This window comes from Rhodococcus sp. NPDC019647, from assembly GCF_044389235.1.
Taxonomy (GTDB): domain Bacteria; phylum Actinomycetota; class Actinomycetes; order Mycobacteriales; family Mycobacteriaceae; genus Rhodococcus_F; species Rhodococcus_F oxybenzonivorans.
Map to the genome: position 1 here is coordinate 864,478 of NZ_JBIRXS010000001.1, position 13,038 is coordinate 877,515.

The 13,038-nt window shown below is 66.2% G+C and carries 16 protein-coding genes; 11 read left to right on the forward strand and 5 right to left on the reverse strand.

From position 1 onward, the window contains the following. Window positions 1-42: 42 nt before the first annotated feature. From ACH49N_RS04160 to ACH49N_RS04180, 5 genes are all read left to right on the forward strand, one after another. A complete protein-coding gene (locus ACH49N_RS04160) occupies window positions 43-513 on the forward strand; it encodes an SgcJ/EcaC family oxidoreductase (RefSeq protein WP_358274079.1) in 471 nt (156 codons plus the stop codon). 535 nt (window positions 514-1,048) lie between these two features. Continuing rightward, window positions 1,049-1,477 carry a PPOX class F420-dependent oxidoreductase gene (locus tag ACH49N_RS04165; protein WP_358274081.1) on the forward strand — a complete coding sequence of 143 codons (429 nt, stop codon included), beginning with the start codon at window positions 1,049-1,051 and terminating at the stop codon, window positions 1,475-1,477. A 59-nt stretch (window positions 1,478-1,536) separates the two neighbouring features. Further along, window positions 1,537-1,932 (forward strand): VOC family protein, encoded by a 396-nt coding sequence (locus ACH49N_RS04170; protein WP_358274082.1) that lies wholly within the window; start codon window positions 1,537-1,539, stop codon window positions 1,930-1,932. A gap of 103 nt (window positions 1,933-2,035) precedes the next feature. Then, window positions 2,036-3,016, forward strand: a complete 981-nt coding sequence (locus ACH49N_RS04175; RefSeq protein WP_358274084.1) for an alpha/beta fold hydrolase — start codon at window positions 2,036-2,038, stop codon at window positions 3,014-3,016. Continuing rightward, entirely contained in the window at window positions 2,977-3,429 is a 453-nt protein-coding gene (locus ACH49N_RS04180; RefSeq protein ID WP_358274086.1) for a hypothetical protein, read from the forward strand. The genes ACH49N_RS04175 and ACH49N_RS04180 overlap by 40 nt, the downstream gene beginning before the upstream one ends. Here ACH49N_RS04180 and ACH49N_RS04185 read toward each other — a convergent pair. Further along, a complete protein-coding gene (locus ACH49N_RS04185; RefSeq protein ID WP_358274087.1) occupies window positions 3,416-4,126 on the reverse strand; it encodes an enoyl-CoA hydratase/isomerase family protein in 711 nt (236 codons plus the stop codon). The two genes, ACH49N_RS04180 and ACH49N_RS04185, sit on opposite strands and share 14 nt — an antisense overlap. Window positions 4,127-4,242: 116 nt before the next feature. On the opposite strand from ACH49N_RS04185, the gene ACH49N_RS04190 reads away from it, so the two are divergent. Together ACH49N_RS04190 and ACH49N_RS04195 are read left to right on the forward strand one after the other, a co-directional pair. Further along, window positions 4,243-4,707, forward strand: a complete 465-nt coding sequence (locus tag ACH49N_RS04190; protein ID WP_358274088.1) for a DUF6292 family protein — start codon at window positions 4,243-4,245, stop codon at window positions 4,705-4,707. Between the two features lie 375 nt (window positions 4,708-5,082). After that, window positions 5,083-6,468, forward strand: coding sequence for a wax ester/triacylglycerol synthase family O-acyltransferase (locus ACH49N_RS04195; RefSeq protein WP_358274173.1), 1,386 nt, complete (start codon window positions 5,083-5,085; stop codon window positions 6,466-6,468). A 15-nt stretch (window positions 6,469-6,483) separates the two neighbouring features. Here the strand turns inward: ACH49N_RS04195 and ACH49N_RS04200 are convergent, their stop codons facing one another. Further along, complete coding sequence (locus ACH49N_RS04200; protein WP_358274090.1) at window positions 6,484-7,566, reverse strand: iron-containing redox enzyme family protein; 1,083 nt, start codon at window positions 7,564-7,566, stop codon at window positions 6,484-6,486. Here ACH49N_RS04200 and ACH49N_RS04205 point away from each other — a divergent pair, their 5' ends adjacent. Next, the gene (locus ACH49N_RS04205) at window positions 7,567-7,785 is read left to right on the forward strand and encodes a CDGSH iron-sulfur domain-containing protein (protein WP_109330043.1); all 219 of its coding nucleotides are present in this window, start codon (window positions 7,567-7,569) and stop codon (window positions 7,783-7,785) included. A gap of 15 nt (window positions 7,786-7,800) precedes the next feature. On the opposite strand, the gene ACH49N_RS04210 is transcribed toward ACH49N_RS04205, so the two are convergent. Beyond that, window positions 7,801-8,265: a hypothetical protein gene (locus ACH49N_RS04210; RefSeq protein ID WP_159922444.1), complete on the reverse strand. Its 465-nt coding sequence runs from the start codon at window positions 8,263-8,265 to the stop codon at window positions 7,801-7,803. Window positions 8,266-8,448: 183 nt separating this feature from the next. Here ACH49N_RS04210 and ACH49N_RS04215 point away from each other — a divergent pair, with 183 nt between their 5' ends. Both ACH49N_RS04215 and ACH49N_RS04220 read left to right on the forward strand, forming a co-directional pair. Continuing rightward, window positions 8,449-9,156: an ANTAR domain-containing protein gene (locus ACH49N_RS04215; RefSeq protein ID WP_358274091.1), complete on the forward strand. Its 708-nt coding sequence runs from the start codon at window positions 8,449-8,451 to the stop codon at window positions 9,154-9,156. Window positions 9,157-9,238: 82 nt separating this feature from the next. Beyond that, the gene (locus tag ACH49N_RS04220; protein ID WP_358274093.1) at window positions 9,239-9,985 is read left to right on the forward strand and encodes a GAF domain-containing protein; all 747 of its coding nucleotides are present in this window, start codon (window positions 9,239-9,241) and stop codon (window positions 9,983-9,985) included. Window positions 9,986-9,994: 9 nt separating this feature from the next. Here the strand turns inward: ACH49N_RS04220 and ACH49N_RS04225 are convergent, their stop codons facing one another. Both ACH49N_RS04225 and ACH49N_RS04230 read right to left on the reverse strand, forming a co-directional pair. Then, entirely contained in the window at window positions 9,995-10,243 is a 249-nt protein-coding gene (locus ACH49N_RS04225) for a hypothetical protein (protein WP_250768008.1), read from the reverse strand. A gap of 89 nt (window positions 10,244-10,332) precedes the next feature. Further along, window positions 10,333-11,100, reverse strand: a complete 768-nt coding sequence (locus ACH49N_RS04230; RefSeq protein WP_358274094.1) for a GAF and ANTAR domain-containing protein — start codon at window positions 11,098-11,100, stop codon at window positions 10,333-10,335. Window positions 11,101-11,213: 113 nt separating this feature from the next. Here ACH49N_RS04230 and ACH49N_RS04235 point away from each other — a divergent pair, with 113 nt between their 5' ends. Then, window positions 11,214-13,010 (forward strand): thiamine pyrophosphate-requiring protein, encoded by a 1,797-nt coding sequence (locus tag ACH49N_RS04235; RefSeq protein ID WP_358274095.1) that lies wholly within the window; start codon window positions 11,214-11,216, stop codon window positions 13,008-13,010. Window positions 13,011-13,038 lie beyond the last annotated feature (28 nt).

Sequence of the window (13,038 nt, forward strand, 5' to 3'; positions counted from 1 at the left end):
GTTGGCGGCTGAGTTCCCATGCATTTCCTCGCGGAGGCTCATATGACGACCAAAGCGTTCGGCTCAGGCTTCGCAGTACTCGCGTTGGCAATGTCGATCGCGGCGTGCTCGGCGGACAATCCCGCTGGCGGCGAGGGCGATTGCGTCCGCGCGACCGACAGCGAGCTGGATGCGCTCTTCGATAGTTGGAATGACGCGCTGAGCACCGGCGACGCGAGCAAGGTGGCCGAGTTGTACCGGTCGGACGCGGTGCTGCTGCCGACGCTGTCGGTGCCTGTAGCAGACACTCCGGGGGAGATAACGGAGTATTTCGCCAACCTGATCAAAGCCGATCCCGAGATCCGCATGGAGGAAAGCATCAAATACTCGGATTGCAACCTCGCGTACAACGCAGGCCGTTGGGTCATCAATGCCAACGGCCAGGATGTGGCCGCCCGGGTGACGTGGGTGTATCGGTACGAAGACGGAAAGTGGCTGATCGCCAATCACCACTCGTCCGTGAACCCGCAGTGAGCCGGAGCCGGCCGGAGGGTGACAACGCACGGCGGGGGTGCCGGTCCCACGCGCTAGTTGACATAATGTCGATTATCGGCAAATTATCCACCTGGAGTTTTACCACTCACGTCGCCCGAAGTGGTCTGCAGGTATACCTGTGGACGCTTTTTCTCACGGCCGGCTGTCGGTCGGCCTTCTGTTTGTCTGGCCGGACTTGCACACCTGCGCTGGAGCGCACTCGCGAGACATCCGAACCGGCGCTCGCCGGAACGTCCGGATGATTCATGCCGTTGGATAATATGCAGCCCCAGCGAGCGTCCCGATATGTGGACGGCTTGCGACGAGTCGGCCGCATACGTGCCCGTGCGAGCCTGAGGCCCCGCTGCCCCGTGCGCCCGAACTTCCAGCCACCTGACCGCATTTCGTCACTGTGACGTAATGGCGGCCGGCGGACGGCGTCCACTGTGGTCAACCCATGGCCTAGCATTCGCGCTCGCACGCGCGTCGTCGCGTTGTACCGCTGCCGGGATGGTTCAGGTGTGAGAATGACGGAATGGCTGAACGGATGTCGGACGAGGAATGGCGCATCTTCGTCTCGGCGGGAACACGCACGGGCAAATTGTCGACCGTCCGCGCCGACGGCAGCCCCCACGTGGCCCCCATCTGGTTCGTCCTGGACGGTGACGACCTCGTGTTCACGACCGGCAAGACCACCGTCAAAGGACGCAACCTCCTCCGAGACGGGCGTGCCGCGCTGTGTGTCGACGACGACCGTCCACCGTTCGCGTACGTTGTGATCACCGGCACAGCCGAGGTGTCCGAGGATCCTGCCGAGCTGCGCCGGTGGGCGGCGCGGCTCGGTGGCCGGTACATGGGAGTCGACCGGGCCGAGGAGTTCGGCGAACGCAATGGCGTCGCAGGCGAACTGCTGGTACGTCTGCGGATCGCGAAGGTCCTGGCACACCGCGACGTCGCCGACTGAGCGGTGCTCTTCGGGCGAACGTGGCAACAGGACGGGGACGATCGACATAGATTTTGTGCATGCTGATATTGGGGACCACTGTCATCGGGGCACGCGACATCCGGCGGGCAACCGCGTTCTGGGCCGGGGCACTCGGGCTGACCGCCGGCGATCCGTTCGGCGGCAACGGCTTCACCAACCTGTATCTGCCCGACGGGCGGCCACTGCTGTCGATCCAGCAGAGCGACCACGATGCCGAGCCCGAACCGCGAATGCACCTCGACCTCTATGCCAGGGACAGCGACGACCAGGCGGCCGAGATCGAACGACTCGTCGGGCTCGGCGCACGACGGGTGCCTTGGGACCGCTACCCCGACGACTCCGATTTCGTGGTCCTCGCCGACACCGAGGGCAACCTCTTCTGTGTCGTCGACAACGCCGCTGCGCCGGAGCAGGCACGCCTCGACCTGCCCTGACCTGCATTCCATCACGCGGATAGGCCAGCGCGGAGGCCTTGCGGCTTCGGCGAGGTTGGGTACCATACGACCTTCGGCGCCATTCGAAGGGAAGGTTGCGTTGATGTCTCGCCTCCAACGCACTGAACTGCACGGGGACGAAGCTGCTTATCACCTCTCCGGTGAGGGTGAGACGCTCCTGCTGATACACGGCATGGCCGGCAGTTCCGACACCTGGCGTGCGGTTATCCCCCAGCTCTCGCGCCGGTATCAGGTTCTGGCGCCGGACCTGCCGGGCCACGGCAGGTCCGCCAAACCGCGCGGTGATTACTCCCTCGGCGCCTTCGCCGCGTGGTTGCGCGATCTCCTCGACGAACTCGGCATCCCACGGGTGACGGTCGTCGGGCAGTCGTTGGGCGGCGGAGTGGCGATGCAATTTTCCTACCAGCATCCGGAACTGTGTAATCGGTTGGTGCTCATCGGTAGCGGCGGGCTGGGACGCGATGTCAATTGGACGCTCCGGTTGCTGGCGGCGCCGGGAGCCGAGTTTCTCCTACCTCTGATCGCGCCGGGGGTCGTGCGCGAGGCGGGAAACACAGTGCGCTCGTGGCTGGGGGCGGCGGGTCTGCGGTCGGTGCGGGGTGATGAGATGTGGCAGTCCTACGCATCGCTCTCCGACCCGGATACGCGGCAGGCATTTCTGCGTACTTTGCGCGCCGTCGTCGACTACCGGGGTCAGGCCGTCAGTGCGCTGAGCCGCCTCTATTTGAACGCCGACCGGCCCACCCAGTTGATCTGGGGGGACTCGGACCGAATCATTCCCGTCGCTCACGCCTATGCGGCGCACGAGGCAATGCCGGGCAGTCGACTCGCCGTCCTCGATGGTGTCGGCCACTATCCGCATTTGGAGGCGCCTGGTGAGGTTGTCAGCATCATCGACGACTTCGTCTCCGCACACCCAGCACCCGCTCGACGGTCCGGCCGAGGCTTCCCCGGCCGGGCGGCCGGATGGGAGGCTGAAGGGAGCCATTCCGGCGTTTCCTCGTACTCGGCAGGAGATAACCAATGCGACTTCCCACACTCGGACAGCTGCCCGGACGGATAGCGACCGGAGGTTACATCCTGCATTCGGGACTTCAGAAGTGGCCCGGCGACGAGCAGACGGCCGCGGGTATCCACGGCATGGCCGCGGGCGCCTTTCCCTTTCTGAACGGAGTGCCGCCGGCACGATTTCTGAAGATGCTGTCGGTGGCGGAGATCGGCACCGGCGCCGCACTGTTGGTGCCGCTCGTGCCGACCGCGCTGGCCGGGGCGGCACTCACCGCCTTTTCCGGTGGTCTGGTCGCGATGTATGCGCGGACACCGGGACTGCGTAACCCGGGAAGTATCTGGCCGAACGAGAACGGGTTAGCGGTCAGCAAGGATGTATGGATGCTCGGGATGGGCCTCGGGTTCCTTCTCGACGAGTGGACACGCACCCGCCGATCCGGCACATCCACCGGCGTCAGTCTGCGCTGAGTGCCTCCTGAGCCTGGAGATTCTGCACAGGGGTGCGGAGGGATGCGACGACGTCGGAGTAGAGGGTGGTTTTGATCTCGCGCAGGGTGCGGCCGCGGGTGGCGGCCAGCCCGCGGGCATGTTCGATCGCTCTGGGGAGGACGACGTCCTCGGCGGCGACGTCGTCGACGAGGCCCGCGGCGTGCGCTTCGGCACCGCCGTAGCGGTGACCGGTGACGAGGGCGGTGTGCGCCGCGAGCGCCGGCAGCCGCGCCGCGAGGAGGGCAATGCTGCCGGGCGCGTAGCTGGCGCCGATGCTGATCCCGGGCAGGCAGAAGTAGCCGCGGTCTTCGCGCATGATCCGGTGATCGTGGGCGGTGGCCAGGATGGCGCCGCCACCGAAAGTGTGTCCGGGTAGAGCTGCGACGGTGGGCAGAGGGAACGTCAGTATCCGGGCGAACAGTTCCTGCACGCGGTCGATGTAGGAGTTCAGCTTGTCCGTGTTCTGCACGACCCACGTGGTGTCGAGGCCGGTGGAGTAGAACTTGCCGACGGCGGTGGTGACGAGTGCGCCGGGACCGTCCGTGCTTTCGACCTCGTCCAGCAGATCCCCGACCTGCTCGAGCCAGTCCGGGTGGAAGGCATTTTCGCTGTCGCGACTTCCCCGCTCGCCCAGGTAGAGAACGAACACGTCTTCGGACCGCTCCAAGTAAGGCATGCCGCGAGGCTACCCAACCGCGGCGGCGAGCACCCGCCGAACACAGCGGCTGTGCGTGAAGTTTCAACCGCAACCGGCCAGGGTATGTCGTGTTTCTACAGCTGAGGCGGTGAACGATGAAAACTGGAACAGGTGTTGCCGACGGGCGAACTGTTCGGGATTACATCAACGCGGTCGCCCGGTGCGTTCATGCCGATTCGATCGATTGGTGGGACTCCGAGGGCGTCGATGTCGTTCTGGTCCTGCCGTTGCGGTTGCGCTACCTGCCGGGGCGCAATGCGGTTCTGGTGTGGAACCGGCACTTCGGGTGGTCGCTCGGTGCGGAAGGGGTCGGGCGCGGCAGCATCGTCGTCATCGAGGGACTCGGGATCGGGCGGACCCCACCGCCCGCGCTGTGTTCGGACCGCGCCCTCGAGTTGATCGACGGATATTTCCGGTCGACGCCGACGCAGATGGACGACTCCGATCCGAACTGTGGTACCGCAGAGAGCCTTTCGTCGATAGAACACGATCGTTGTTCGCGGATCGGTACGGAGACTGCCTGGCGCGGGCGCCGCGACCGGGTGGTGAAGCGTCCCTGATCGCCGCGTCCGCCGACCCGGAAGGCCGGTGTCGTGCCGAAGCACGGCCTCGTCGGCTGTAGGGCTCAACCGACAAGACCTGGCCGAAGTCGTACCCGGGTATGACTGCGGCGTGCTGAACGCATACCCGAGGCGGTAGCAGTCGAATCATCGCCACATTCGTGGCCGTTGCCCGGCATGTTCCGGGCCGCATGCAGTGTGCGGTGGTGACGGAATTTCGAATCGGCGGCACCGAAATGGGCATGGCGACAGCCTTTTCGTGATCTGCTTACTGCCGTGGTGTGGGGCTCTGCCGTCCGGCCGGACAAGCAGATTCCCATCGATGGACACGTCGACGTGCCAGCGCGGCGCGTGGTCGCCCGAACGGGGGTGCGGATGTTGGTGATGAGCCCCATGGAGGCACTGTTCGTGCTGTTCGAGACACCGTCCCATCCGCTGCACGTGGGGGCGCTCGAACTGTTCGATCCGCCGGCCGAGGCCGGCGCAGACCACGCCCGGACGATGTTCGAGGCGTTGACTTCCCAGGAGGAGGCGTCCCAGCTGTTCCGTAAGCGGGCAGTGCGCCCGCTTCGAGGAGTCGGTTATCCGTGGTGGTCGGTCGATGATCGGTTGGATCTGGGGTATCACGTGCGGCACAGCGCGGTCCCGGGCGCCGGACGGATGGATGATTTGTTGTCACTGGTGTCCCAAATGCACGGCATACCGCTCGATCCACAGCATCCGATGTGGGAGATGCATGTCATCGAAGGACTCGCCGACGGGCGGACCGCCGTGTACTCGAAGATTCACCTGTCGCTGATGGACGGTCCGACGGGTTTGCGGTTGCTCCATCATGCCTTGTCGAGTGAGCCCGACGACACGAAGTGCCCGGCGCCGTGGACACCCGGTGTCGCGGCGATGTCGCAGCGCACCTCGCCCTTCCCGGTGGCGGCCGTCCGTGCCGGCTGGCGGGCGGCGACCAGCCTGGTGGGTGTGGTCCCCGCGGCCGCGAAGGCCACCTTGGACGGCCTCCGTGAGCAGCATCTGACCCTCCCCCTGCAGTCGCCCCCCACCATGCTCAATGTGCCGGTGGGCCGGGCCCGGAAGGTGGCGGCGCGTTCGTGGCCGATTCGTCGACTGCTGGCCGTCGCATCGGCCGCCCGCACCACCATCGACACGGTAGTTCTCGCAATGTGTTCGGGCGCGCTCCGCAGCTATCTGCTCGAGAATTACGCGCTACCGGATGCGCCGTTGACGGCGATGCTGCCGGTGCCACTCGACCTCGGCGGTCCTGCGATCGGACCGCGCGGGCGGGATCACGGTGTGGGTGCGATGGTCGTGGGCCTGGCCACCGATGAACGCAATCCGGCAGCGCGTCTGGCGCGCATCACGGACGCCATGGAACACACGCACAGGGTGTTCGGTGCGCTCAGCCACAACCAGTTCCAGCTGATGAGCGCGCTCGCGATCAGTCCGATACTGCTCGAACCGGTGCGGAGGTTCGTCGACGACACTCCCCCGCCGTTCAACGTCATGATTTCGTACATGCCGGGCCCGTCGAGGCCGCGGTACTGGAACGGCGCCCGCCTGGACGCCGTGTATCCGGTGCCGACGATCCTCGGCGGTCAGGCGCTGAGCATCACGGTCACCAGCCGGGCGGGGCAACTCGATGTCGGCGTGGTCGGCGACCGTCACGCGGTCCCCCACCTGCAGCGCATCATCACGCATCTCGAGACGTCGCTCAGCGACCTCGAGAGCGCGGTCGCTGCATCGGGAACCTGAGGCGCGGTTCGCCGTCTACTCGATCGCCTGCCGCAGTGAGCTGATGCCCTGTTCCCAGCATCGGGTGACGTGGTCACCGACGAGGTCGTCGAACGCGAGGCACGCCGCGGCGCCCAGCAGGATGTCGTCGCCGGTCGACGGGCGCGCCGACACCAGACCGCCCGCGAGGTCGCGGCAGACTATCTGCTCGTGCACGGAGTCGGCTTCGACGTGCTCGTCGAAGAACAGCGTGGCGGCCTTGCCGAAGCCGAGCCGGGTCAGTCCGGCGCTGTATTTCTTACTCGGCAACGCCGAGGTGGTTTCGACCGCGCAGAGGTGCCCGACCAGTGCACCCAGACGGCGGCGGTGAAGGCCGAAGAGTGAGAGCGCGTTCAGGGACGCCAGGGTGATCGCCGGAACGGCGTCGATGTAGTGGGCGTAGCGGTCGGAGAGCCCGAGTTCCCGCATGGTGGTGGCGAACAGCGCGGAGTGCATGCGTTCGGGGCGGCCACCGCCGTATTCATCCGATTGCACTTCGACCAACGCCGCCTTCGGTGCGCCGGCGAGTCGCGGGATGCCGAGCGTGTGCACGTCGGCTTCGCGGAGCTGGTTCAGTGAGCGGTGGACGAGCAGTTCGCGGAAGTGCTGACGGTCGGCGTCGCGTGCCATGAAGGTGGACAGGCCGGGTCCGGCGGTGGGTGCGGTCATTTTCCACAGTTCCGCCACCACATCTGTTGTATCGGTCGGCGGGTTCGCGACGATCCGGATGGCCGCCTCGAACGGAACCTCCAGAGCTTCCCGCGCCGCGAGTAGATCGGTGTTCCACTCCCAGTCGTCTCCGACGCCCGCAATGCCCTGCAGATGCAGTTCGTAGAGGGCGGTGAGACAGATCTGGGCGTCCTCGTCGTAGAGGATGGCGGGACGCCCGTCGACCGTCGTGTCCGCGGAAGTCTCTGCGAGGGAACGCGCCGCCGTCACCAACGATTCGCTGTCCTCGACGTCTCCGCGCAGAATGGAGAACAAGAACTCGCTCACGGGGCCGCGTGATGCAGGAAACGGCATCGCGGATCCGGAAGGGGCCACTGTCTCCGACAACGACCGAGAGTGCAAGGTGGTCATATGGACTCCAATTTCACAACGGGAACCGACGGATCCGACGTGACCATCACGGTGTGCCCGGATGGGCCACTTCTCGTCCGCGGTTCGGCGCAATTGTTCGATACCGACGGTAACCCGTTACCGTCGAACCGGGCCACGGTGGCGCTGTGCCGGTGTGGAAGAACCGGCATTGCGCCCTTTTGTGACAGCTCCCACAAGAAGAAGCTCCGCCGTCCGTAGAGGCGGCGGCCCGGTTCACTTCTTGTCTTCGCCCTTACCGACACCTGTTTCGTGTGCAGGTCCGACGCCCTCGTCGCTCGACTCCGCCTGCTCGGTGTCGGCCGCCGGCTTCTCCTCCGACGGCGACGCTACCGCTCCGCGGGCGGTGTCGTCGGGATCCTTGTCCTGGAGCCGGTTCGCGTCGACGTGCTCGTCGTGCTCCGGACGGCCCTCGGCCGTGCTGGTGGTGCGGCCGTCGTAGGGCGGTGTTGCGGGCTGGGCGTCTCCCGGTGGAGTGGAGCCGCCGGCCGGCCCGGCGACGTGTTCCCGACCGGGATCGGGGCCTTCACCCGTCGTGGCCACTTCCTCCTGATCCAAAGTTCCCGGCTCCCGGTCCGACGGACCCGCCCCGGCTTCGTCCGGACCCGAGTCGCGTGAGCCGACGGGACCCCGTTCGGCTTGCGGCTCCTCTTGGAGCTGCTCGCCTGGTTCGGTACCCATGATTCCTCCTCGACAGCGCTGCGAAGCGTGTGTCCTCGACGGACCCACTGTTGTAGCTATGCCCCGGACTGCGCGGGCCAAACCCGTTCACGCGACGTGTCATGTTGCTGGGGTGACACCCGTACGACGGTGGAACTCGTAGGCTGGACACCACAGACAATCGACGGCGGTGAGGGGTAGGTCGTGGACGAGCAGCGACGGCGGTCGTTGTGGCGTGCGGTCGCCGCGGCGTCCGAGGTGCGCGGGCAGGGCGCTTGGGCCGAGATTGTGTGCTGCGCGGCGGTCGAACTGCTCGGTGGAATCGACTCGGCGGCGCTCACCATCCGCGCGACCGCCTCGGCCCAGGACATGCTCGGGGCGAGCGACGAATGGGGTGGGACCCTCGACGATCAGCAGTACACCTTGGGTGAGGGTCCGGGCGTGCTCGCCTTCGCCTCGGGTTCCCCCGTACTCGTCAGCGACCTCAGTGTCGACGAGGATCGTTGGCCGGGCTTCTCGGAGGCTGCGCGGGCGGTCGGGGCGGCCGCGGTGTTCGCGTTTCCGTTACAAATCGGCGGCATCCTGCTCGGCACCCTCGACCTCTACCGCCGCCGGGTGGGTGGGCTGACGCCGCGCACTCTCGGTGATGCGGCCGTGCTGGCCGACTTGATTACCGTGGCGCTGCTCGAACACACCGAACGGGATGCTGCGGCGGGTGAACTCTGGAGCCGGGAGGGTTCGTATCAGGATGTCAACGTGGCCACCGGGATCCTCGCGGCCCGGTTGCACATCAGCCTGGCCGATGCGTTCGTGCGATTGCGGGGGCACGCGTTCATGAAGAACCGATCCGTCCTGGACGTCGCCCGCGACGTGCTCGAGCAACGCATCGGTGTCGATGACCTCAACGATTGAGGAGTGTCGACGACCTCAACGATTGAGGAGTGTCGACGACCTCAACGACTGACGATTCCGCACCATAAGGAGGTGACACCGTATGCTCGAAGATGTGCCGGACGCGACTTCTCATCTGGTCGACGCGCTTTCCGCGATCACAGCGCAACTCGTCGACGATTCCTCTGACAGCGGTTCAACGCTGTATCAGATCGCCGGCACCTGCGTGAACGTGCTCGATGCCGATGCCGCCGGAATCATGGTTGTCGATCCGCGGGGCGGCGTCGCCGTGGTCGCCGCGTCCGACGAGCGCGCCAGGCTGGTCGAGTTGCTGCAGACTCAGATCGACCAGGGCCCGTGCATCGACTGCATCCGAACTTCGGAGATGGTGGAGGCGAGCGATCTGCGTGAGTTCACCGGTCGGTGGCCGGACTTCACCTCGGCCGTACTCGAGGCGGGGTACCGGTCGGTGCTCGCCGTACCGATGCGCCTCGACGGGCGCACCGTCGGCGGACTGAATTTGCTGTACACGCAGACGGAGGCCATTTCAGCCCACGACCGCGGGCTGTCCGTGATTCTGGCCCGGCTGGCGGTTCTCGGCCTCACTCAGGAGCGTGGTGAACCGCGTACGGGGCGCCTGGCGGAGCGGACCATGTCGTTGCTCAACGATCGGGTGCATGTCGGTCATGCCACCGGGTTGATCGCGGGCACGCTGGGCATTGCCCCGGCGGCGGCACGCGCCGCGCTCGAGGATTACGCACAGGGAAACGGCGTCGCGTTGCGAGATGTTGCCCGCCGGATCACCCAGGGCACAGTCCGGCCGGCAGAACTGCTCGTCCGACAAAGCTGACGGCGGCAGTCAATCCCAGTCGGGATCGTTTCGGCCGTTGGCCGCCGAATCCACCAGCTCCCGCAGCCGCGCTGCCTCCACCGAACATCCGTCTGCGCTCGAATTCTGATCGAAGGCGCGGCCGGCCTGTGCCGTCGTGCATCCGCCCCACGCCTGCAGGATGCCGACGCTCTCCCCCCGGACGGCGCGCAATCGCACTGCCTCGCGGATGCGACGCGCTGCGGCGAGCACACGCGTCAGGTCGGATTCCTTGCTCATGACTCCACGGTCCTCTCTGTTGCGGCGCTATGCCAGCTCAGCGTGGATGCCGGTCGACAACCCGTCCGTGGTGCGCGCGAACCGCGGTGTCAGAGATTGCCCGTGCAGGACCGCAGGAGGTCCCGGGCCACGTCGTGCAGCTTCGTGTTGGTGTGTTGCGAGATGTGCGCCAGCCGGCGGAATGCCTCGTCGCTGTCTATTCCGTGCAGGGCCATGAGCACGCCTTTGGCTTGATCGATCTCGGCGCGGGAGGTCAGGGCGAGCTTCATCTGTTCGATGTGATCCCGGGCATTCTGCCACCGCCACCCGTTGCTGATTGCGGTGGCCGCGGCTGCTGTCAGTAGCGTCATCAGCCGTTGGTCGAGTGGGTCGAACGCCTCGGCTCGGAAACTGTAGGCGTTGAATGACCCGATCAGCCTTCGCTTTTCGTCGACGTCGATGAGAAGCGGTACGGAGAGGTAGGCGCGGACCCCCATGGTGTGGGCGGCGGCCGTGAATTCGGGCCACGCTTCGACGTGCTCCCCGACGACCGCGCGAACCGGCAACTGGGATCGTGCTGCCCGAAGGCAGGGTCCTCTTCCGGCGGCATATTGTCGCGCGTCGAGAGCAGTGAGTGTCTTGTCGGTGCTCGCGACCGTGCAGGGGGCGGTGGTGTCGAAGCGGGTGACGCTGACCGCATCGGCGTCGACCAGGGCCGCGAGGGCGGTCTCCGCCACCCGTAATAGCACGGTGTCGACGGCTTCCTCCGCGATCGCTGCTTTGTGGAGCTGCTCGAGCGCTTCGGTGACAGTGTCCAACGCGGCATTGGTCTTCGCCATCAACGAACGCTCGTCGCCCCCGTCCGGCGTCTCACTCATGACTTCAGTTTTTCACCTTCACCGGCCGACCGCCATGAACTTCGCCGACCGGTATGGATTCGGTCTCGCAGTGCTGGGTATTTCGACGAGTGCCCGCGACGAAGGAGAACGGTATGTCTCGCACGGTTGCCGACGAGGTGTTGTCCCGCTTACGGGAATGGGGCGTCGAGTACGTCTTCGGTTATCCCGGGGACGGCATCAACGGGTTGGTCGCGGCGTTCGGTCGCTCCGGCAACGACCCTCGTTTCGTACAGGCGCGGCACGAAGAGATGTCTGCGTTCGAGGCGACGGGTTACGCCAAGTTCAGCGACCGGGTCGGTGTGTGCATGGCGACGTCCGGACCGGGTGCGGTTCATCTGCTCAATGGCTTGTACGACGCCAAGTCGGATCATGTTCCGGTCGTGGCCATCGTCGGCCAGACATCGCGCAGCGCGATGGGCGGCAGCTATCAGCAGGAGGTCGACCTGCAGTCGCTGTACAAGGATGTGGCCGCCGACTACCTCGTCGAGGTCAATGTGGCCGCTCAGATTCCCAACGCTCTCGACCGGGCGTTCCGCACGGCTCTGGCACGGCGGGCGCCGACCGCGGTCATCATCCCCGCTGATGTGCAGGAGGAGGAATACACTCCCCCGGCGCACGAGTTCAAGCAGGTGCCGTCCAGTCCGCCTGGCGTGAGCGGATCCTGGGTGCAGCCTGCGGCCGAAGAGATCGACAGTGCCGCTCGCATTCTCAATGCGGGGACGAAGGTGGCGATTCTCGTCGGACAGGGCGCACGCGGCGCCGCTGCCGAAGTGTGTGAGGTGGCGGACCGGACCGGTGCGGGCGTGGCGAAGGCGCTGCTCGGGAAGGATGTACTTCCCGATGATCTGCCGTTCGTCACCGGCGCGATCGGCTTGCTCGGCACCCGGCCCAGCTACGAGCTGATGCGGGACTGCGACACGCTGCTGATAGTCGGGTCGAATTTTCCCTACTCACAGTTCCTGCCCGCATACGACCGGGCGCGGGCCGTGCAGATCGACATCGACGGCACCCGGATAGGGATGCGGTACCCCACGGAGGTCAATATCGTCGCCGACGCGAAAGCTGCTCTGGCGGCGCTGATCCCATTGCTCGAACCCAAGGTCGACCGGTCGTGGCGGGAGGAGATCGAACGGGGTGTTCGGCGGTGGTGGGACACCGTCGAGCGCCAGTGCATGGTGTCGGCGCAGCCGGTCAATCCGATGCGGGTGGCGTGGGAGTTGTCGGAGCGCTTGCCGGAAGGTGCCATTCTCACCGCCGATTCGGGGTCGTCCACCAACTGGTATGCGCGGTGCGTGCGGTTGCGGGAAGGCATGCGCGGATCGTTGTCCGGCACGCTGGCCACCATGGGTGCGGGTGTCCCCTACGCTATCGGCGCCAAGTTCGCGCATCCCGGCCGTCCGGTTGTCGCGCTCGTCGGTGACGGGGCGATGCAGATGAACGGGCTCGCCGAACTCCTGACCATCGCCCGCTACCACCGGGAGTGGACCGACCCCCGCCTGATCGTGTGCATCTTCCACAACAACGACCTCAATCAGGTCACCTGGGAGTTACGCGCGATGGGCGGCGCACCGAAGTTCGAGGAATCGCAGACTCTCCCGGACGTGTCGTACGCCGACCTGGCACGGACCATCGGACTCGAGGCCGTGGCCGTCGATTCGCCCGACGAGCTCGGCGCCGCCTGGGATCGCGCTCTGTCCGCCTCCGTGCCGGTGGTCCTCGATGTTCGCTGCGACCCCGAGGTTCCACCGATTCCCCCGCACGCCACCTACGAGCAGATGAAGTCGACGGCGGAGGCGGTACTCGCGGGTGACGCGAACGCATGGCACCTCGTCGTACAGGGGGCGAAGATGAAGGCCCAGGAGGTCCTCCCACCCCGTCACCAGCGGTGACGACATTCCGGATGCTGCGACTGCGGTC